We start from the raw sequence: 20,349 nt of genomic DNA, 5'->3' as shown, positions 1-20,349 counted from the left end.
TTAATACTGATTAAAAAATAGTTAGATGATCACTAATTCTTTAGCAATGTTGCCACGTGTTGCATTTGAGTATGGGCATACTAAATCAGCTTTTTCTACTAATGCTTCAGCTTGTGCTTTATCCATATCACCTAGTGAAATAGATAATTTAACAGCGATACCAAAACCACCTTCAATTGGACCAATAGATACTTCAGAGTTAATGTATAGATCGCTAGGTAATGCAATTTTTTCAGTACCAGCAACGTGCTTAAGCGCACCGATGAAACAAGCTGCATAACCTGCACCAAATAGTTGTTCAGGGTTAGTACCTTGACCGTCATCGCCACCTAAGTTTTTAGGAGTAGATAATTTAACATCTAAACGGCCGTCATCTGATTTAGCGATACCTTCACGGCCACCAGTTGCTGTAGCATTAGCTGTGTAAGCGACTTCTTGTAATACATTCATAATGAACTCCAATGTTGACATTGATTAAAATTATTTATTTTGCACGCAAAATAGTAACCAGAATAAATAGCAATTGCAAATGCTTTGCATGCAAATTAAAATATTCAGTAAAGGAGCTGCCATGTCATTTGAACAACTACAATTAAAGAATCAACTATGTCACCGTTTGTACATGGCATCTAATAGCATTGCTCGTACCTACCGCACACTATTAACTGAAATTAACCTGACCTACCCTCAATATGTAGTCATGATGGCACTATGGGAAGAAGATAAAATCAGCATTGCAGCCTTAATTGAAAAAACAGCAATTGATGGTAGTGCATTGACACAAATCTTAAAAAAAATGGCCGATAAAGCGCTATTAACAGTGATTAAAGATGAGTCTGACAAACGTAAACGTCATATTCAATTAACTACACAGGGTTTGTCTCTCAAACATCAAGCCGCAGGTATACCCAAGCAAATACAATGCAAATTCAATAGTATTGATAGCGCGCAAGCAGAGCAGTTAATGCATTTACTAGACTTAGTGGTACATGACCTAAATAACGAAGAAGTGGATAGTTTAGATATTAACGAACAGCGTACTTAAGTCTGTGATTTAGGTTTAAGGTCTCCACCATAATCTCGTTCTACTTTACTTATTCGTACCTTAAATTCACCGTACCAAAGTTTATGTCCCATTTTTTGAGCCGTTATGTGTTCAACATTTTCTTTCCACTTTTTAATGGAAGCTAAATCGGACCAATAAGAAACAGTAATCCCCACTTCTTCTCGAGCTGATTCGATACCTAAAAAACCAGATTGTTGTGAGGCAAGTTCTACCATGCGATCCGCAGTGGTTGCATAGCCATGATCACCTTCAGTACGAGTAGAGGTGAAAATGACAGCATAGTAAGGTGGTTTTGGTGTATCAGCAATTAATGACATGTAGATTCCAAACTATCGATTAACTTTTACTACTTTTACGATCGATACAGCCTAAGTCTTTATCGGGCGCAACTACATTTCTTACTAATTGCTTAAGCTCAGTAATCTCAGGAAAGCCGCCCATCTTTTTGCGTGACCAAATCAACGTGCCATTTGCATATATTTCAAAAATGCCACCTTCGCCGGGTGACAAAGAAACTTCATCAAGTTCATCCTCAAATGTACTCAATAACTCTTGAGACATCCATGAAGAGCGCATTAACCACCGGCACTTTTTACAGTATCTAATTTCTATTTTATTCATCTTGATTAAAACTCAGTTAAGTAAAGTTCAAGTACTAGTCTACAAGCTAAAGCAGATGAATAATATTAAAATTACTGCAACTATTTTTAGTTAACCTCAGTTTCGGTTAATGAAAGTGAGGCCTTATATAATATGAGTTAAATCGAGTGACATAAATTTACTATTGGGATCTTCTTGATAATCAGAGAATGGTCCACAAAAACTAAAACCATGTTTTAAATACAAAGCATGGGCTGGCAAAAAGTAATCCATTGAACCAGTTTCAAGACTTAAATTTTTATATTCACCAACTTTAGCTTGAACAATAATATGCTGTAATAACTGCGAAGCAACACCTTGGTGTTTAAATTTTTTGGCGGTCCTCATTGATTTGATTTCAGCGTGTTGATCATCAAGTTTTTTAATAGCTGCGCATCCAGCTAATTCTTGCCCATCCCAGGCAGTCCAGAACTGCACAGAAGCGTCTTTCAACTCAGTTAAATCCAAAGCATGTACGCTTTCTAGCGGAGAAGTCTCTCTCATCTCCTGCAGGTGTTCTTGCAGTAATAAAGCCACTTCGATACTCGATAAATCATCTAATTTTATTTGCACAATACAGCTCCGACTAACAAGGCGAGTTAATAGACTTTTTAAAGTGATTGATATTCATATTCAAGTTTTCAATCGGCAAAGGGCGACTGTAATAAAATCCTTGTACAAAATCACAATTTAAACCGATTAATGCTTGTTCTATTTGATGATTCTCTACGCCCTCAGCAACTACACTACAAGATAACTGTTCAGCTAAAAATATAATAGATTTAACAATTGCATAATCAGCTTTTTGCTCCAACATATCATTAACGAAAGAGCGGTCGATTTTAATCTGTGTGATAGACAATTCTCTCAATAAAGACAACGATGAAAAACCCGTTCCAAAGTCATCAATACTGAATTGAAAACCTTTTTCAATAAGTGCTAAAATCATCTCTCTAGCACTTTTTATATCGGTCATCATAGCACTTTCAGTGATTTCAAAAATAATGATATTACTGATTGATGGATCTTTTTCATACAGCGAACAAATATATTTATAAAACTCATTACTTTTTAAGTCTTGGGCAGATAAATTAATATGCAACATACCTTTAAAACCCGCCTCATAAAGACTATCTAAGTTATTAAGTGCTTCCATAATCACCCATTTAGTCAAAGATAAAATCAGCGTGCTACGCTCTGCAATTTTTATAAAATATTCTGGAGAAAGGTAGCTACCATCAGGTTGTGGCCAGCGAATTAATACCTCTAACCCGTGTTCATCACCGCTTTTTGCACAAACAATCGGTTGATAAAACAATATGAACTCTCCATCTTCGATGGCTGTTTGAATTCTATTCGTCATCAACAGAAAATTATTTTCTTTTTTACTTAAGTTTTTATCATAAAAAACCAGAGTTTGATTATTATTCTTAGCCTCGTACATAGCCAAATCAGCAAACCTAACCAATTCATGCATGTCACTGCTATCTTGAGGGAAGTGACTCACTCCGATACTTAAACGCACATTGATAAACTGTTCATCAATTTCCACAGGCGCACTAGCTGACTTAGTAATTACTTCAATACATTGTTGTAAGCCATTTTCATGTTGAAAAGTTGAAAGCACTGCAAACTCATCTCCACCCAATCGGTAAAGCGAAGCATATTTACTTAAGTGGCTTGCTATTCCTTGTGCAGTAGCAATTAACAGTTGATCTCCGAAGTGATGACCAAAAGAATCATTAACCTGTTTAAAATCATTCAAATCAATAAATAGTACAGTGCAAGGGGTCTTTGTTTTAATCGTTTGGGATAAAATACCAAAAAACATTTTACGATTAGGTAAACCAGTTAATGCATCATGTTCAGCTTGATAGCGCTGTACTTCAACCGCCTTTTCTATATTCAATAAACTATCAAAACTTAACTTAATCACCACAAAGACAAACGCTCCGCCGCCAAATAAAATACAAGAGACAATAGAAACTAACATGGGATCTAATGGGTGACTAATGAAGTAATAAAGAATACCAAGATAACCAATGATGAATAAAATAATGAAGTAGAAAAGAAAATACCAAGCAGTGTTTTCGCTCTTTCGGCAAATTTTTAATGTCGCCATTAAACTGGCCATCAATAGCCCAGTTCCAAAAATAATCATCGCAATAAAGAACTCGTCCACATAATCCCCTTGAGGTGTCGCTATTTAAACTTTTAAAAGGGTGATACTTCTTTTGTCTATACAAAGCCTAATTTACTAATAAAATTAAATATTATTTCTCAGTATTAATACAATTTTTAAAAAGCTAATAATAAAATATAGCATAAAAAACAATAATCAATATAATACCTCTTATTGTTTATTTACAAATAGATATATTAAAATGTAAATTCAGTAAATAGAGCGCTCATTGCTCGCTACGAACACAGTAAATCTCTATGAATATAAAGTATTAGTTATAAATAAGAAAAGTGTTAATTTGAATTAGCTAAAACTCTATATAAGCCTAATAAAAATATACGATTGTGATTCTCGACTAACTAAGTAGATAAACACAACTTATCAAAATAACAGAATTCTATTGTTTAACATTAATTTTGATTAATCCCCGGCTTAAACTTAAAAAACTAATTCAAGAAACTATTAATCAATATACGCTCTTAAATTTAAATAACTTATTAAAATTGGTTAAATTTCCATTTATAAACTAACCTTGCTTTGCGTTCTTTTATATATCGGTTCTGACGACAACAGAACAAAGTCCTCATATTTTAAATTTAATTCAACAAGATGATTATTTAAATAGAACAGCTCGAAATCAAGGAGTGATGACGGCTATTACTATTTTCATTAGGTTTCATATTTTTTACTGAATGAGACTCTATTAGATAGAAACAAGCAACGAGATAGTGAAAACAATAAGTGTCTTTTTTCGTTCATTAAATGAATAGATCTCATGCACTCAATACCTAATATATAACGATCATTTTGGAGCCCCTAATGGATGATGGGTTAAACAATAACGAAAAAAAAAATAAGCTAGTCCGTGCTAGTAAAATGCATACTGTACATTGGTTAATCGTATTACTTTCAGTGATTTTAACTTTTAGTGCGTGGTACTACTCTCAATCTCAGCAATCACAAAAACTCGAAATTCAATTTGAACGTGAAGCTGAAAAAGTAGTTCATTTAGTTAAAGAAAGAATGACACTCTATGAAAATGTACTCTGGGGAGGCGTTGCCTACATAGATGCTGTCGAAACAGATATTACATATAAACAATGGTCTACCTATTCCAATAGCTTACAAATAGATATCAATTATCCAGGTATTAATGGTTTTGGTGTTATTCATAATATACAACCTGAAAATGTTGATAGTTACTTACAAAAGCAACATCAACAAAGACCTAATTATCAAATGCACCCAAGCCATAGCCATCATGAGTTTTGGCCAATCACTTTCGTTGAACCACTCGATTCAAATCAGCAAGCTATCGGTCTTGATATCGCTTTTGAAAACAATCGTTATTCATCAATTAAAAAAGCTCGAGATTCAGGGGATGCTTTACTAACAGCACCTATTATTCTGGTACAAGATGATAAACAAAGCCCAGGCTTTCTATTCTACACACCATTTTATAAAGAAGGCGCCAAGCCTAAAACCTTGGAGCAACGACGTGAATTAATTGAAGGTGTTACTTATGCCCCTTTTATTATGGAAAAATTAATGAAAGGGATCCTTGAAAAATCAAACAAGTATGTCAGCTTTCAAATATGGGATGGAACAGACTTACTATTTGATGATCATTTAAATGATGATGCTATAAAAATTGATAAAAGCCCTCTTTTTAATCAAAAAATAGAGACTGATTTGTACGGGCGTACTTGGACATTTTTAATTCAGTCAAACATCAGTTTTAGACAAAACACAACATTGAACCAATCTTCAGTAATTCTTATCGGCGGATTAATCATCGATGGCTTTTTATTAATATTATTTTTGTTTTTAACAAAGGCTAATAGACAAGCATTAAAGTATGCCGAAAAAATGACAGCTGAGTTGAAAGAAAAGACAAAACACTTAGAAAAGTCGAATATTGATTTAGAGAAATCGAATAACGATTTAGAACAATTTTCCTATGTTGCATCACATGACCTCAAGTCACCGCTCAATGCAATTGAGCAGTTGGCCAGTTGGATAGAAGAAGACTGTGAAGAAGTTTTACCAGAAGAATCTAAAGAACATTTAGCATTACTACGTCAGCGGAGTAAACGCATGTTAAAACTATTAGACGACCTATTAGATTATTCACGCCTAAACTTAACAACAGCATCAAATGACAAGGTGAACTTAGCAGAAAAAGCCCAAGACATCCTATCATTGCTAGAAAGTAACGATAATTTTAGCTGTCTGGTTCCAGATATTGAAATAAATATCCCACAACTCCCCTTTGAGATTGTGTTGAGAAATTTAATCTCTAATTCAATAAAACACCATGATAAACCAACTGGTCAAATCACCATTCACTATGCCAAAAAAGATAACTTCCATGAAATATCATTAGAAGATGATGGCCCAGGAATCCCAAAAGCATTCCATGACAAAGCAATGGAGATGTTTCAAACATTACAGTCACGAGACAAAGTAGAAGGAAGTGGCATGGGACTTGCTATGATTAAAAGAATCGTGGTTCATTATAACGGAAGTGTCAATATTATATCAGATGGGAAACGGGGCACTAAAATAAATATTCTATGGCCAATGAATTCTCAACCAGATTGATTTAATGGCCTATGTAATCCATAGGCATCACAACCAATAGAGCTAGCGATAAAGCCCTCACCTTTAAAAAATAAGAATAAGATGAGAAGCCACAAACAATATAGGCTAAAGAATGTGAAAAAGACAAATGAGATCACGCTATTACTCGTAGAAGATGACGACATTGATGCAATGACAATTAAGCGTAGCTTCAAAAAGCAAGATATTACTAACCCTGTCATCAGGGTATACGATGGAATCGAAGCATTAGCATTATTAAAAGATAAAAAAGTCACTCAACCGCTAGTCATTATTCTTGATTTACAAATGCCAAGAATGGGCGGCATTGAATTTCTAAAAACGTTACGAGCAGATCCATTGTTATCAGACCTAGTCGTCTTTGTATTGACAACTTCTAAGGCAAAATCAGATATTGCATCAAGCTATGGTGAACATATTGCAGGTTACTTTGTCAAAGGAGAAACTGGAGATCGATTTTCAGGTCTTGTTAGCATGCTAAATAACTACTTTGAAATAGTATATTTAAATGAAGATTAAGATGAGCAGTAGTACAACTATAGGATTAGAGGATATGAAAGCTATATGAACATACTCATTGTTGATGATGATAAAATCGATAGAGCAATGATCGTCAGAGCCTTAAGCCGAAGTAATATTTTATGTAATATTACACAAGTTGATATGGTTGACCGTGCACTTGAAGTATTAGCACACACAGCATTTGATGTTGTATTACTGGATTATAATTTACCTCAACGTAACGGTATTGAACTGCTAATTGAATTGAAAGATATGCCTGCAAAAGAGGATACAGTTGTCATTATGATGAGTACTTCCAAGGAGGATGAGCTCGCAACAAACAGTATTAATGCAGGTGCACAAGACTTTTTATTGAAGACAGAGATCAATACTTTCAGGTTACAAAGAGCAATTGCTAACGCTCAGGTACGCGCCTCTTTAGAAAAAGAATTACTTCGCAGTCATCAACGCACTAAAGAACTAGCTGAGCGAGATAACCTAACGGGTTTAGCGAACCGCTATTATTTTGACGAATCTCTGTGCCATGAAATAAAAAAACAACAAAGAGAACATAGCCAACTCGGCTTACTATTAATAGATTTAGATTATTTTAAATACGTTAATGATAACTATGGGCATGATGTAGGCGATCAATTACTAATCGCAGTAACACAACGTATTACTAACTGTTTGCGTGGCAGTGAAATATTTGCTCGTTTAGGAGGTGATGAGTTTGCCATCACACTCACTAATTTAGAGTCAGCTTTTGGTGCGAGTACAGTTGCCAAAAGAATCATAGAATCACTACAGAAACCTTTTGAAATTGGTACTCATGTGATCTCTTCGAGTGCGAGTATTGGTATTGCATTATGCCCAAATGACAGTAACGACGTTAAAGAGCTCTTTAAGTTCGCAGATATTGCAATGTATCGTTCTAAAAGTGATGGTCGTAGTCAATTTTGTTTTTTCGAAGCAAAAATGCAAGAAACATTTTTAGAAAACTTCTTAATTGAAAACCAATTACGAAATGCACTAACAAACAATGATTTCTATTTATTGTACCAACCTGTAATTGGCTCAAAGAATGGTAAAATAACTGGCGTTGAAGCTTTGATACGCTTTGATATTGAAGGCGTTATACAACGACCAGATATATTTATTCCTGTCGCAGAAAAGTCGAGATTAATTATAGACATAGGGCGTTGGGTTATAACGGAATCTGTTAAACAACTAAGTATTTGGCAGATAGCACAAACTGCCACTTTAACGATGTCGATAAATTTATCCTCGATCCAATTAACCGATGAAGGACTAATTGATTATATAAAATCGACTCTAATAACGCATAATGTGCTCCCTTCTCAAATTGAGTTTGAATTAACTGAAACCGCTTTATTAGTGGAACAAGAAAACAGTGCTAAAGTGATCGAAAATATTAGTAAGCTAGGATGTAAAATTTCATTAGATGATTTTGGAACTGGCTTCTCTTCTATTTCCCATTTACATCGTTTCCCTATTAATACGGTTAAAATTGATAAAAGCCTAATGCCCAGTGCCTTAGCAAAAGATAATACTAAGCCTTTTTTAACTGGCTTAGTGGTAATGATTCAGTCGTTAGATCTGGGAATTGTTGCCGAGGGAATTGAAACCGAGGTCGACTTTAATCTATGCATCAATTTAGGAGTCGATAAGATGCAAGGTTATTATTTTGATAAACCACTTAACGTTTCCGAAATAGAAAGTAACTACCTATAAAAAATTTACACAACTTAACTTAATGAATAGCAATACTAAGGTGGGATTTATCACTTCCCCACCATTGAATATCAACCATTTAACCTTAAGTGCACAATTATAAAATGATAACGATTTAATATCTTTATTATCAAAGTGTTAATCACGCTAATAATCATAAACGTACCGGAGTTATTGCACTCCAATGTTCACCACTTTTTTCTGCTAATGCAAATTTAAAAGCATAATCTAACTGCCCTGTTTTCATTCTTAAATCTGTTGCGACCAATTGTTCGTCTAACGTTTCTAAACGAATAAAGCCATTCGTAAACCAATCTAAAGACCTTAATGCAGGTGGATAAACACCAAGTTGGCCATAACCTAAATCGTGTTTTACGGATAATTCAGAGGTATTTAATAATAGATTTACTTGCACGTTATAATAAACGCCATTATCGATGACGATAGCTCCCCACCAATTTAGACTCGGGTAGAGCGGTGAGATAAAAGTTTTATCCTGTGCGATATGATTCGCCAGTAGAATAGTATTTACTTTTTGTTGTACCTGACTTTGTAACAGCAGACCTAGTAACAAATAAGTACAGCTGAGTGTTAATCCTAAATAATTTATACGTCTCGCTTTATATTTGTTTCGATTATCGCTATTTCTCCATAAATAAACGCAACCAATTAACAAAGGTAATGTGTATAACGGGTCAGCAGCAAAAATAGAAGCAATAGATATTGGAGGAACCGTTAATGGCCAGAATAACTGCGTACCATAGCTTGTGAAAGCATCAAGCATCGGGTGAGTAATTAAAGGTAAACAACATAACCAAAACAGACGTTGATTAGAAATAGCCACTTTTGTCAGTCGGTCTTTTAAGAAGAGCTTTAAAAAGAAATAACAGATAAAAGCAAAAGGAAACAAAACAAACAAAGAATGTGTAAAACTGCGATGTTCGGTAAAGCGTGTCACTGCATCTGTTGCTGGTAATAAAACATCTAAATCAGGCAATGTAGCCAATACAGCACCAATAACAAGTGTACTTCGCCCCAACTGTTTATGTGCAATAGCTGCTGCAATACTACTACCCAAGACGATTTGGCTAACTGAATCCATTAATATCCTTTAATTGCATATATGAATATAAAAATCCCTATTCTATGCAAATAATAACCTGTTAATTTAACAATAACTTATCCTCGAAAAGACCGCGTATTTATGATAAAAATTTCAATCTACCTCTATTTAACGAATCAAATTTATCTAACAATGCTTGTATAAAACTTATTAAATCAATCACACGCATAATTAATCTAAGTGTAAAGGAATTGAGTAAGAGGTTGATGACAGTAACTCATTATTCTAATAACCAAAAAACTAGCAGCTACTAACTCAATCAGTATCAGGCAATAAATCACTATCGAGTAATATTTTAGGTATAAAAAAAAGCAAACCAAAGTTTGCTTTATCATCTTGCGTTAATAACTTTTGATACTGATTACATCAAATATGTCATCCAAATTTTGCACTAGAAAAGCAGTTCTATTCAAAGCGAAAATTAACGTAAATAGCAGTTCACTTTACGAAATTTATAACCATAAAAAGGATAATGTTAACAAGTAAAACAGATCCGCGATTTATAGGTATTGGTAAAATACTAAACTACTATTAAAATTTTTCTTGAAGCGCCTATTAAAAATTCCCATCAAAAGGACGTAAATCACACTCATGTGTCCATGTTGATTTAGCTTGTTGGCAAAGTGAAAAATACACATCAGCAATATCTTCTGGCTTCATCATCTTGTTAGGATCTAAGCTATGTAATGAACGACTATTATCGGTATCAATGATGCCATCTAATATACTATGAACAACATGTACGCCTTGAGGTTGAAACTCACGAGCAAGTGATTGTGTTAGCCCTCGCAAAGCGAACTTAGCCGAAGAGAAAGCAGAAAAATTAGCACTACCACGTAAGCTAGCAGTTGCTCCTGACACAATAAATGTGCCACCACCATTATCAACCATCGGTTTCATCAATGATTTCGCCAGTATAAAAGCAGACAAAGCCATGCTTTGCCAACAAGCCTCAAAATCATTACACGTTGTATCTGCTAAAGGTTTGATTTCTAATTGCGCAGTATTATGAACCACTACTTTAGGTGCACCATGTTCTTTTATTAAGGTGTCGATAACCACTTTTGTTGCTTTCTCATCGGTTAAGTCAACCACTCGAATATCAAAATCTGTTGTTGAAGGTAACGAACGATTTAAACCAATAACCTTATAGCCATTTTTTTCAAAGTGACTTAACAACGTACATCCTAAACCGGAGCCTGAACCAGCGATGATGGCAAGAGGGAGAGATTGAGTCATATAAAACCTTATAAATGAATGAGGATGGTTTACTCTAACTATCTACTAAAAGATAGTCCAATAAATATTACTCTACTCTTAGCTATCAACAAGCAAGAACAGACTAAAAGATTTGACCTTTCAAATAGCTATAATAAAAATAACAGGCATTAGAAATAATCATTTAACGTTTTTAGCTTACTCACTTTATTAATATTTCCCTTAAACTCTTGATATCAAAATTTTGTAAATATGATATCTTATACTTCAATAAAATTAATAACTTGCAGGATATACCTATGAAAATTCTAATGTGGATTGGCATCGTATTTTTAATCATATTTGTAATCTATGCACTAGTAGCCGCTATTTTCGCTTTTTACGTTAGCAGCCCTAGTACACATAATGCTAGCGCAGTAGATAATAGTAAGAGCAATCAATATTACTTCCAAGAGGATCAAGTTGTTTATGTAAGGCATGGCAATTTTTTCCAAATAGGTGAAGTAAAAATTGAAGAAGCAGACCCAAGCACCTTCGAGGTCATTGATAACTCATATGCAAAAGACAGCAAGCACCTCTATTACGACGGAAAGCCCCTTGTTGGTGTAACACCTGATCCGATAATAAAAGTAAAATCAGGGCTAAACACAAATAGCGTCGACTCTGGATACCTGATTAGCGGAGGAAAGGTGTTATGTTACGGAGAGATCATAGATGGGGCTAATGCCGATAGTTTCACTTATTTGCATGGTTTATATGGTATGGATGAACATTACCTTTATTATTACAAAGATATCAAGATCCCGCTCAAAGCAACGCCTTCTGCAGTCAATAAAGCTAATGATCAATACATCAAGCATGGTGATCAAATACTTTATCATGGAGAAGTAATTAGCGAGAATGCGGATAGTTTTAAAATCATTAATGATGAATATGCCAAAGACTCCCAGCATGTTTACGCCCAAGGAGAGTTAATAGATGGTATGGTGCCAGAAGGCTTTACGGTTATTTCACCCTATTACAGAAAAGATAAAAACCAAGCATATTATTTCAATACACCTATTCCTGGCAGTGACCCTGACACCTTTAAAGTATTAAATGACGCTATCTCAAAAGATCACCAACACATTTACTACGATGGCTATATCATCAGTAATAGAGCTCCCTCCGATGTCAGCCGCTCTGAAGCGAATAAACTTCAAAAAATATGGGAGTGGAAGGCGCTTCATCTCGACCCGAAAACGGTTATCATGGTGCCTAGTGAAGAAGTGATAGACATTACCAACCAGTTCTATGCGTACCAAAATGAGGTTTACACGAGAACGAACAAATTAGAAGGTGTTAAACCTGATGACGTAGTCGTATTGAATCCTGAGGAAAAAACATTTGTTAGAATAGGCGATCAAATTTTTTATTATAACGACCCTATTGCTGGTGCAGATCCAGAGACCTTCAATATCATTTCCGATCATTTTTCAAAAGATGTAAATCATGTTTATTGGAACGAACATAAAGTAATAGATGCGACCCCATTAACATTTGAATACCAAGAAAATTTATATGCGAGTGAGAATGAAGCTGGTGAATATATGCTTAAGGTAAGTGAATACTAATCAATATTATTGCGTCAACAATGACAACTGAAAAAGCCTTAACCCCATAATAATTCATGGGATTAAGGCTGACATTAAACAATAAAGAACTTAATTCAAAAAGTTTAACGCTTTGTAAGCCCTTTTTTATTTAGATATGGCAGGACATGAGGACGAGACTCTTTTGATAACTGCCCAGTCACTTGCTCTGACCAATTACTCTGTTTTTGATTATTACTACGGCTTGCATAATAGTCATGCACTACTTGATCGTAATCTTTAATATCATCGATATTCAGAGGCTGGTATTGATTTTCATGCATAATCACATGTGCTGGTAAACGTGGTTTAACTTCAGGATCTTGTGCCGGATAACCTAAGCACATACCAAATAACACTGATGTATTCTGTGGCAGTTCGAGCAGTTCATCAACTTGTTCAATTTTATTGCGCAATCCGCCAATATAAACACCGCCTAACCCCATCGATTCAGCCGCTAACAAACAGTTTTGTGCCATTATTCCGCTATCAACAGCACCAATCAGCGTCAACTCAGTAAAGTCAGCTTGTACTTCAGGATTAATAGCAGCATGGCGTTGATAATCGATACAAAACACTAAAAACTCAGTCGCCTTTTCAACATAAACTTGGTTGCCTGCATACTCAGCTAATAATTTACGCTTATTTTTATCGGTAACTCTAACAATAGAAACAACCTGTAGCATACTCGAAGAAGAAGCCGCTAACCCAGCTTGAATGATCGTGTCGAGCTGCTCTTTCTCAATCGGTTGATCCGTATATTGACGAATCGAACGATGATTTAGCATAGTCTCAATAGTATTGTTCATAAAATAGGTAATCCTTCTCATTCTGATTGTGTTGTAAGGTGCAGTAACATCTTAATGATATTTTTGAAGAGTTTGAAGCAAGGTAATAGAAATAACATACTCAGGGGGGTTATCCAAATCAGTACCTCAAATGTTCACCATTCATCCTATTAACATATCTACCCATTAAATTTAACATACCTTATTCAAATAGTTTACTTTGATTTAAAGACTTCACCCTATATCCTCTATCGCCTTGGAAACTTACCCAGTCCCAATTAATAATAAAAATAAATAACACAAGTGATAGCAAATGATTCAAACAATTATTCGATTCTTAGGTATTCAAAGTAGCGTCGTTAACTCTGAAAAGACTGTCGCAACAATAGGTGGCATGTTAGCTATATTTTGTTGTTTTTATGCAACCGTTTACTTTACAGGAGATGCTGGTTCGGTGGCTATCCTGCCTTCTATGGGCGCTTCCGCAGTATTGCTTTTTGCAGTACCTCACGGTCAGCTATCTACACCTTGGGCTTTTTTAGGAGGTAATATCCTCTCCGCTATTGTTGGCGTAACTTGTGCAACCTTGATAGAGCCTATGTTGATAGCAGCACCAATTGCAGTGGCGTTATCTATTTTAGTCATGCACTTAACGCGCAGTTTACACCCGCCAGGTGGAGCAACAGCATTAGCAGCGGTAATCGGCGGACCAACTATCCATGGGCTTGGTTATTGGTATGTGATCACACCAACGCTAATCAATTGCAGTATATTATTTTTAATTGCGATGATTTTTAATAACCTATTTCACTGGAGGCGCTATCCACAAAGCTTTATGCGTTACCAAAGTGTTGGCTATCCCCCCGATACACGACGTATCAAGATGCAACATATTCATCAAGCCATACAACGCTCAGATTTAGTGATTGATGCCAGTGACGAACAAATAAAACGCGTAGTGGATTTAGCCGATGCAATTTACCAGGAAGAATTGATTAAGCAGTTTGTATTAGAACTTGGTGCTTACTATACCAATAGCAAACCAGGGAGACAGTGGTCTGTACGCCAAGTGATTGATCAGCGAAAACATCAAGATCCATCTCGTTATCTAGTGATATACCGGATTGCAGATGGTGACAGAAAAGGCTCAACGGAGAGTTGTACATTACAAGATTTTGCTGAATGGGCGAATGAAAAAATACGGCCAAAAGGTTAACTAAAAAGATTGCAGAAAGTATGCTTATAAAGCATGAATATAATGTTAAAAAGGTCATCATTAAATTGATGACCTTTCATCTAATATCTATCTACCTAAAAATCCAACTTTGGATTTTTTAGCGACTTTTACAGCTCTTTTTTCTTTGGCTGTTAAAAGCGGTTTTTTCTTACCGTCTTTTTTACTGTCTTGGCCTTTACTCACGATGCTTTCCTTTCAATTAAGATAAACAACTACTAACCGTTTGACGTACGTTACACGAGGCATTAAGCACTCTGCTAACGGTGAGATTATGTTCCCAACAATTTAAAAAAGATAGCAATATTTTTCATAAAATTTAAAATAATTTAGCCTGAATTTAACACTTAAATTCAGGCTAAATCGAAGAGCAAAATAGTACGATAAAAACTAAAAAATGGAGTCTTCCATTTTAGTCGTTAACAACTCTAATACTTTCATACCCATATAAGAATTACCTTTTTTATTTAAGCGAGGACTCCAAACAGCAACCGCATATTTACCTGGATGTAACGCAACGATACCACCGCCAACTCCACTTTTGCCTGGCAGACCTACTTTAAAAGCAAATTCACCTGCTTCATCGTAGAACCCACATAGTTGCATCACCGCATTGATACGCTTAGCTTGACTAGGATTTACGATCATTTCGCCAGAAGTAAGGTCGACACCACCTGTTACAAGGAACATAAAAGAATGTGCCAATTCGCAACAATTCATTTCAATCGAGCAAAGGTAAAAATAAAGATCTAACACTTCATCAACGTCATTATGAATATTGCCAAAATCTCGCATCAGATAAATTAACGCTTTGTTTCGATCACTGGTTAATTTTTCAGATTCAGCAACCTTCTCGTTGTATTGTAGATTTTGGTTATTGGCAATTTTTCTCACGAAATTTAATAGATCAACTTTAGGATTATCCAAATAACTCATTAATACATCGCATATTACAATTGCACCTGCATTAATAAATGGATTACGCGGGATACCATTCTCAACCTCTAGCTGTATTAACGAGTTAAAAGCAGTCCCAGATGGCTCAACACCGACACGAGACCACAACTCACTACCAATAATGCGCATGGCGAGAGTCAATGAGAACACCTTAGAAATACTCTGTATTGAGAAGCGCTCTTGGCTGTCACCTTGATAAAAATTACCTTTATCAACGTGTACTAAATGGATCCCTAATTTATCAGGGTCAATCTTAGCTAATTCAGGAATATAAGAAGCAGCAACACCTTTATTTTCAAGTGGTTGCAGTTCAATAAAAATATCGTTAAATACGGTTTTAAAGTTAATATCTTTCATAGGTTAATAAGTCATTGAGTCATTAAGTAAGTTGATTATATTGATTTTAGCGTATCGAGCACTGCCTGATCAGCCATTAAACATTTGGTTAGGATTGTATTGTAGATGATGCAGGTGATAAAGCAGGTTTTTTCGTTACAAAATGAAGCTCAAAATTGACAACACTCTTTTATGTTTTCGATTGCGACTCAAAGTGGTATTGTCAAGCAGATATAAAAAAGGGCCTAATCATGGCCCTTAATAATATGAAAATTAATCAAAGATGAGTTAAGAAGTTGATTGATCAAATTCTTTTTTAGCTTCATCTTTTTCCATACCATATTTCTCTAGCATTTTACCTTGGAAGATTTCTAGATCACCGTTAATTTCCTGTAAATCATCATCGGTTAATTTACCCCATTTCTCTTTTAATGTACCAGAAACTTGTTTCCACTTACCTTTAATTATGTCGTTATTCATTATATAACCCCATTGCTTAGTTAAAAAAATTAATAGTCTTACTAAGTGGGATTACAAGTTACATGCCAAAAAATAACTAACTGAATTTTAAGAAAAAAATAATATGGAATATTTGAAATAATATTTTCTCTGTAACTTTTACATCACACATTGTCAGTCTTTCATGGATGTTCAAAAGTTTAAAAAAAGCTCAGAAAATGGGAAAAGCAGATAAGTAATCACTAAGGAGGAGGATATTTATTAATATTGAGGCTGTGCCCAGTACGCCACTCTACTTCGCCTTAAAAGGTATATAAAGTAGATTAAGAAGTACTGGACTATTTAAAGTAAAAAGCGAACTTAAATTATTCTTCGAATGTAAACTTTCTTAAAGTTTCTTGTCTTAGCTCAGACTTTTCTTCTGATGATTTTTTATACCATTTACCGCCACCATATACCGCACCTTCCCACGCGCCATAAATTGGGTTTGGTAAGACAATGAACTTATCGCCAAATTTAGCTTCATTAGCTTCTGTTGCAGCATTGCGAGAATCCATTGTATCGCCATCAAAAGCTTCATCGAAATCGGCTAGGTTATCACCCATTAATAAAACAACGCGGTATCCCATATCAGTAACATTATCACGACGTTCTTGTTTTTTAGATGTTCCGGTTCTTAACATCATGTGTTTTTCATCAACTTGCGGAAATCCTAATGCGCTCAAATTTTCCATTGTTACCGCTTTCAAATCCATGTTCTTTTCCGGCATTGATTTTCTGTTAGTCACGTAAAAAACGTCACCACCAGTTTCTACCACATGATTTAAAAACGCGACAGCCCCAGGAATAGCAGTGGCACTTTTATCATCAGCCCACTCTTTCCATCTTGTATCGTTATAGCCGTAGTCTTTACCAATTAAGCCACCGTTAAAAGGGCTATTATCAATAATGGTTTCATCCACATCTACAATGATCGCTTTTTTACCAGCTTGCTTATCCATATCCCATCTTAACTTAGCGATATTAAAGGCTTGATAAGAAAGCGCTTTGTACTCAGCGGCATTTTGAATCCATGACAACGCTAAAACAGACTCATCATTTAAGTCTTTCGTAGTAAACGTCTTATCTGCGGCAAAAGAAGTAGATACAACAGTCGTCGCTAATGTGACTGCTAACAAGCATTTTGAAAAGGTCTTCATTGGAACTCCATGTATGTTATTGATAATAAAAGTGCAAAATTACATTATATTTATAATCATTATTTGTCTATTAATTATTTTGAATCGTAATCGTCTATAAAATCAACGTTTAATGCAGTATTTTCGATATCTTATTCGTACTCACACAAAGATAAGTATCAGAAAACACAATTAAACTCCCTCCAATACTCTCAACTAGGGTTAAATAATCATGTTTGTTTAGCTAGCTCATTCAAGCCTTTCTCATTGACTAAAGTCAGTTTTCAAAATAAATCGTTTGATATAGCCGATAAGTTGAACATTCTGCAATAATTTGCTGTCCATGTTACTACTCTATTTTTATTTCTCGTTCTCAAAAGGCCTTTCTGTGCGTCATAAATACTTAAATAAACGAAGATCAGCATTATTAATATTCGTCATTGCAGCTGTTAGTACCCTCCTTTACTTAGACTCTATTGTTAATAACACGTTTAAAGATAAACAGTGGTCAGTTGCATCTACAGTATATGCTCGACCTCTAGAAATCTATGAAGGATTACCACTCACACTCGCTGACTTACGTGAAGAAATGACAATGCTCGGGTATCAATTTGTCAAAGATGTTAACCACCCCGGCGAGGCGTTCATTAACCAAAATCAAGTGACTATTTATATCCCTGAATTCCAATTCAGCGATGAGTTAGCAGCAGCACAAAAAATACAACTCACCTTAAATAATGGCGTTGTATCAACCTTAGAAAGCCAAAATAATAAACCCTTAGTGAGATTACAGCCGCTAGTAATTGGTGGGATCTACCCATCACACAATGAAGATAGAATTCTAGTGCAGCTTGATGATGTCCCAGTATCATTACAAAAAATGTTGGTCGGCGTTGAAGACAAAGATTTTTATAATCATTATGGTATTTCACTGCGTGGTATTGCCCGAGCAATGGTTGAAAACATTAAAAATGGTGGATTTTCACAGGGAGCATCAACCCTGACACAACAATTAATTAAAAACTATTACCTCACTCCGGAGCGCACATTAATTCGTAAAGCGCAGGAAGCTCTGATGGCTATATTATTGGAGTTACATGCCAGCAAAGGAGAGATTTTAGAAGGATACATGAATGAAATATACCTTGGACAAGATGGTCCACGTGCCATTCATGGTTTTGGTTTAGCCAGCCAATATTATTTCAAAAAAAATCTGATGGATTTATCCCTGTCACAACAAGCACTATTGGTTGCTCTTGTACGTGGCGCAAGCTATTACAACCCATGGCGTAACCCTGAACGCGCATTAAAACGTCGTAATTTAGTGCTAGATATTGCAGTGAAAGAAAACTATCTTGATGCAGATCTTGCTGAGTCAGCGAAGCAAACTCCTCTCGGGGTTAGTACACGCAGTAACGGTAAAAGCAAACGCTACCCTGCTTATTTAGACCTAGTACGCAGACAGTTGCAAAATGACTATAAACCAGAAGACTTAAGTTCTGATGGCTTATCTATTTTCACTCATTTTAACCCATTAATCCAAGAAACGGCTGAGTCTAGCTTGGTTAAAATGATTGCTAAACAGAAAAAATCTGACGCAAGTGCAAACTTACAAGGTGCAGTGATTGTTACACAACCTAACACAGGTGCAGTTACCGCTATTGTAGGTGGAAGCGATACTCAATATGCAGGCTTTAATCGCGCCATTGATGCTCGTCGTCAAATTGGTTCATTAATGAAACCAGCCGTCTATTTAACCGCATTGGAAAAAAGTGAACAATATACATTAGCGAGTTCAGTAAGTGATGCAGCCTACGAGCAAAAATTCGCTAACGGTGACACTTGGGCTCCAAAAAATTATGATTTAAAAGATCATGGTGATGTGCTTTTATATAAAGCATTAGCTCATTCATACAACCAAGCAACCGCACGTTTAGGTAATGAACTTGGCTTGGACAATATATTATCAACCATAAAACAACTTGGTGTTGAGAGTGATGTTCCTGCTGTACCTGCAATTACATTAGGAGCAGCTGAACTGAGTCCACTTGACGTTGCTCAGATGTATCAAACTATTTCATCTGGTGGGTTTTATACGCCATTATTAGCAATTAGCGCGGTTGTGAATCCAAGCGGAGAAGTATTAACAAGCTACCCTATCGACATTCAAAAACGCTTTGATTCCAGTACTATTTACGTTTTACGCCATGCACTACAAGCAGTAACACACGAAGGGTCTGCTAAAGCGTTACAATGGTTGCTGCCTGATTTTGCTGTGGCAGGGAAAACGGGAACAACCAATGACCTACGAGACAGTTGGTTTGCAGGCTTTTCCGATGATATGCAAGCGGTTGTTTGGCTTGGTCGAGATGATAATAAAACAACTGGATTAACTGGTTCAAGTGGTGCACTTCGCGTCTGGGCTGATATTTTTAAAGCGCGTGCTGAACAGCCTTTACAAAATTTACCGCCAAAAAATGTTTCTATAAGTTGGGTCGATAGTGAAACGGGTGTTGGTAGCCAAGAAGGTTGTGGCAATGCTATTCCACTGCCTTTTGTAAATGGCAGTGAGCCAAAAGAAGAAATTCGTTGTAGTACAACAGATAAAGTTATCGATTGGTTCCGTAATTTAGCTGACTAATACCAATCACACTAATTAA

General features: G+C 35.6%; 18 protein-coding genes. 7 read left to right on the top strand and 11 right to left on the bottom strand.

The genetic code is table 11. The annotated features are described in order from the left end of the window. Nucleotides 1-21 precede the first annotated feature (21 nt). The gene (locus V5290_RS14320) at nucleotides 22-450 is read right to left on the bottom strand and encodes an organic hydroperoxide resistance protein (RefSeq protein ID WP_333387155.1); all 429 of its coding nucleotides are present in this window, start codon (nucleotides 448-450) and stop codon (nucleotides 22-24) included. Between the two features lie 121 nt (nucleotides 451-571). Between V5290_RS14320 and V5290_RS14315 the strand changes: the two genes are divergently transcribed. Next, nucleotides 572-1,045, top strand: coding sequence for a MarR family winged helix-turn-helix transcriptional regulator (locus tag V5290_RS14315; protein WP_333387151.1), 474 nt, complete (start codon nucleotides 572-574; stop codon nucleotides 1,043-1,045). On the opposite strand, the gene V5290_RS14310 is transcribed toward V5290_RS14315, so the two are convergent. The 4 genes from V5290_RS14310 to V5290_RS14295 all read right to left on the bottom strand — a co-directional run bounded on the left by V5290_RS14310 (nucleotide 1,042) and on the right by V5290_RS14295 (nucleotide 3,887). Continuing rightward, nucleotides 1,042-1,383 carry an antibiotic biosynthesis monooxygenase gene (locus V5290_RS14310; RefSeq protein ID WP_333387148.1) on the bottom strand — a complete coding sequence of 114 codons (342 nt, stop codon included), beginning with the start codon at nucleotides 1,381-1,383 and terminating at the stop codon, nucleotides 1,042-1,044. The genes V5290_RS14315 and V5290_RS14310 overlap by 4 nt on opposite strands. Before the next feature lie 19 nt (nucleotides 1,384-1,402). After that, complete coding sequence (locus V5290_RS14305; RefSeq protein ID WP_333387145.1) at nucleotides 1,403-1,687, bottom strand: SelT/SelW/SelH family protein; 285 nt, start codon at nucleotides 1,685-1,687, stop codon at nucleotides 1,403-1,405. 123 nt (nucleotides 1,688-1,810) lie between these two features. Then, nucleotides 1,811-2,278 carry a GNAT family N-acetyltransferase gene (locus tag V5290_RS14300; RefSeq protein ID WP_333387143.1) on the bottom strand — a complete coding sequence of 156 codons (468 nt, stop codon included), beginning with the start codon at nucleotides 2,276-2,278 and terminating at the stop codon, nucleotides 1,811-1,813. Nucleotides 2,279-2,291: 13 nt separating this feature from the next. After that, a complete protein-coding gene (locus V5290_RS14295) occupies nucleotides 2,292-3,887 on the bottom strand; it encodes a putative bifunctional diguanylate cyclase/phosphodiesterase (RefSeq protein ID WP_333387140.1) in 1,596 nt (531 codons plus the stop codon). 819 nt (nucleotides 3,888-4,706) lie between these two features. Here V5290_RS14295 and V5290_RS14290 point away from each other — a divergent pair. The 3 genes from V5290_RS14290 to V5290_RS14280 all read left to right on the top strand — a co-directional run bounded on the left by V5290_RS14290 (nucleotide 4,707) and on the right by V5290_RS14280 (nucleotide 8,765). Beyond that, nucleotides 4,707-6,491 carry a CHASE domain-containing sensor histidine kinase gene (locus tag V5290_RS14290; protein WP_333387137.1) on the top strand — a complete coding sequence of 595 codons (1,785 nt, stop codon included), beginning with the start codon at nucleotides 4,707-4,709 and terminating at the stop codon, nucleotides 6,489-6,491. Nucleotides 6,492-6,605: 114 nt separating this feature from the next. Continuing rightward, on the top strand, nucleotides 6,606-7,028 hold the full coding sequence (locus V5290_RS14285) for a response regulator (RefSeq protein WP_333387134.1): 423 nt from the start codon (nucleotides 6,606-6,608) through the stop codon (nucleotides 7,026-7,028). Between the two features lie 45 nt (nucleotides 7,029-7,073). Next, on the top strand, nucleotides 7,074-8,765 hold the full coding sequence (locus tag V5290_RS14280) for a putative bifunctional diguanylate cyclase/phosphodiesterase (RefSeq protein ID WP_333387131.1): 1,692 nt from the start codon (nucleotides 7,074-7,076) through the stop codon (nucleotides 8,763-8,765). A 154-nt stretch (nucleotides 8,766-8,919) separates the two neighbouring features. Here the strand turns inward: V5290_RS14280 and V5290_RS14275 are convergent, their stop codons facing one another. Both V5290_RS14275 and V5290_RS14270 read right to left on the bottom strand, forming a co-directional pair. Then, nucleotides 8,920-9,867: a metal-dependent hydrolase gene (locus V5290_RS14275; protein ID WP_333387128.1), complete on the bottom strand. Its 948-nt coding sequence runs from the start codon at nucleotides 9,865-9,867 to the stop codon at nucleotides 8,920-8,922. A gap of 576 nt (nucleotides 9,868-10,443) precedes the next feature. Then, nucleotides 10,444-11,127, bottom strand: coding sequence for an SDR family NAD(P)-dependent oxidoreductase (locus V5290_RS14270; protein ID WP_333387125.1), 684 nt, complete (start codon nucleotides 11,125-11,127; stop codon nucleotides 10,444-10,446). Between the two features lie 278 nt (nucleotides 11,128-11,405). Here V5290_RS14270 and V5290_RS14265 point away from each other — a divergent pair, with 278 nt between their 5' ends. Next, nucleotides 11,406-12,719: a DKNYY domain-containing protein gene (locus V5290_RS14265; protein ID WP_333387122.1), complete on the top strand. Its 1,314-nt coding sequence runs from the start codon at nucleotides 11,406-11,408 to the stop codon at nucleotides 12,717-12,719. 104 nt (nucleotides 12,720-12,823) lie between these two features. Here V5290_RS14265 and nfsA read toward each other — a convergent pair whose 3' ends face one another. After that, nucleotides 12,824-13,546 carry an oxygen-insensitive NADPH nitroreductase gene (gene nfsA, locus V5290_RS14260; protein ID WP_333387119.1) on the bottom strand — a complete coding sequence of 241 codons (723 nt, stop codon included), beginning with the start codon at nucleotides 13,544-13,546 and terminating at the stop codon, nucleotides 12,824-12,826. Between the two features lie 292 nt (nucleotides 13,547-13,838). On the opposite strand from nfsA, the gene V5290_RS14255 reads away from it, so the two are divergent. After that, nucleotides 13,839-14,741 (top strand): HPP family protein, encoded by a 903-nt coding sequence (locus V5290_RS14255; RefSeq protein WP_333387117.1) that lies wholly within the window; start codon nucleotides 13,839-13,841, stop codon nucleotides 14,739-14,741. A gap of 408 nt (nucleotides 14,742-15,149) precedes the next feature. Here the strand turns inward: V5290_RS14255 and V5290_RS14250 are convergent, their stop codons facing one another. The 3 genes from V5290_RS14250 to V5290_RS14240 form a co-directional block, all read right to left on the bottom strand. Continuing rightward, nucleotides 15,150-16,073, bottom strand: a complete 924-nt coding sequence (locus tag V5290_RS14250) for a glutaminase (RefSeq protein ID WP_333387114.1) — start codon at nucleotides 16,071-16,073, stop codon at nucleotides 15,150-15,152. A 267-nt stretch (nucleotides 16,074-16,340) separates the two neighbouring features. Continuing rightward, entirely contained in the window at nucleotides 16,341-16,532 is a 192-nt protein-coding gene (locus V5290_RS14245) for a CsbD family protein (RefSeq protein ID WP_333387111.1), read from the bottom strand. Between the two features lie 344 nt (nucleotides 16,533-16,876). Continuing rightward, nucleotides 16,877-17,710, bottom strand: coding sequence for a 5'-nucleotidase, lipoprotein e(P4) family (locus V5290_RS14240; protein WP_333387108.1), 834 nt, complete (start codon nucleotides 17,708-17,710; stop codon nucleotides 16,877-16,879). A gap of 367 nt (nucleotides 17,711-18,077) precedes the next feature. Here V5290_RS14240 and mrcB point away from each other — a divergent pair, with 367 nt between their 5' ends. Further along, nucleotides 18,078-20,330: a penicillin-binding protein 1B gene (gene mrcB / locus V5290_RS14235; RefSeq protein ID WP_333387104.1), complete on the top strand. Its 2,253-nt coding sequence runs from the start codon at nucleotides 18,078-18,080 to the stop codon at nucleotides 20,328-20,330. The last annotated feature ends 19 nt before the right edge of the window (nucleotides 20,331-20,349 follow it).

Source organism: Psychromonas arctica, assembly GCF_036697365.1.
In the GTDB taxonomy this organism is placed as follows: Bacteria; Pseudomonadota; Gammaproteobacteria; order Enterobacterales; family Psychromonadaceae; genus Psychromonas; species Psychromonas arctica_A.
Note: the sequence above shows the minus strand (reverse complement) of the source record. Positions and strands in the feature narration are given on the sequence as shown.

What these genes read in the sequence shown, in the direction of transcription:
- V5290_RS14280 (WP_333387131.1), top strand. Translation starts at nt 7,074, where the DNA reads ATGAACATACTCATTGTTGATGATGATAAAATCGATAGAGCAATGATC.
- V5290_RS14290 (WP_333387137.1), top strand. Translation starts at nt 4,707, where the DNA reads ATGGATGATGGGTTAAACAATAACGAAAAAAAAAATAAGCTAGTCCGT.
- V5290_RS14305 (WP_333387145.1), bottom strand. Translation starts at nt 1,687, where the DNA reads ATGAATAAAATAGAAATTAGATACTGTAAAAAGTGCCGGTGGTTAATG.
- V5290_RS14240 (WP_333387108.1), bottom strand. Translation starts at nt 17,710, where the DNA reads ATGAAGACCTTTTCAAAATGCTTGTTAGCAGTCACATTAGCGACGACT.
- V5290_RS14315 (WP_333387151.1), top strand. Translation starts at nt 572, where the DNA reads ATGTCATTTGAACAACTACAATTAAAGAATCAACTATGTCACCGTTTG.
- V5290_RS14245 (WP_333387111.1), bottom strand. Translation starts at nt 16,532, where the DNA reads ATGAATAACGACATAATTAAAGGTAAGTGGAAACAAGTTTCTGGTACA.
- V5290_RS14250 (WP_333387114.1), bottom strand. Translation starts at nt 16,073, where the DNA reads ATGAAAGATATTAACTTTAAAACCGTATTTAACGATATTTTTATTGAA.
- V5290_RS14320 (WP_333387155.1), bottom strand. Translation starts at nt 450, where the DNA reads ATGAATGTATTACAAGAAGTCGCTTACACAGCTAATGCTACAGCAACT.
- V5290_RS14270 (WP_333387125.1), bottom strand. Translation starts at nt 11,127, where the DNA reads ATGACTCAATCTCTCCCTCTTGCCATCATCGCTGGTTCAGGCTCCGGT.
- V5290_RS14310 (WP_333387148.1), bottom strand. Translation starts at nt 1,383, where the DNA reads ATGTCATTAATTGCTGATACACCAAAACCACCTTACTATGCTGTCATT.
- V5290_RS14275 (WP_333387128.1), bottom strand. Translation starts at nt 9,867, where the DNA reads ATGGATTCAGTTAGCCAAATCGTCTTGGGTAGTAGTATTGCAGCAGCT.
- V5290_RS14265 (WP_333387122.1), top strand. Translation starts at nt 11,406, where the DNA reads ATGAAAATTCTAATGTGGATTGGCATCGTATTTTTAATCATATTTGTA.
- V5290_RS14255 (WP_333387117.1), top strand. Translation starts at nt 13,839, where the DNA reads ATGATTCAAACAATTATTCGATTCTTAGGTATTCAAAGTAGCGTCGTT.
- nfsA (WP_333387119.1), bottom strand. Translation starts at nt 13,546, where the DNA reads ATGAACAATACTATTGAGACTATGCTAAATCATCGTTCGATTCGTCAA.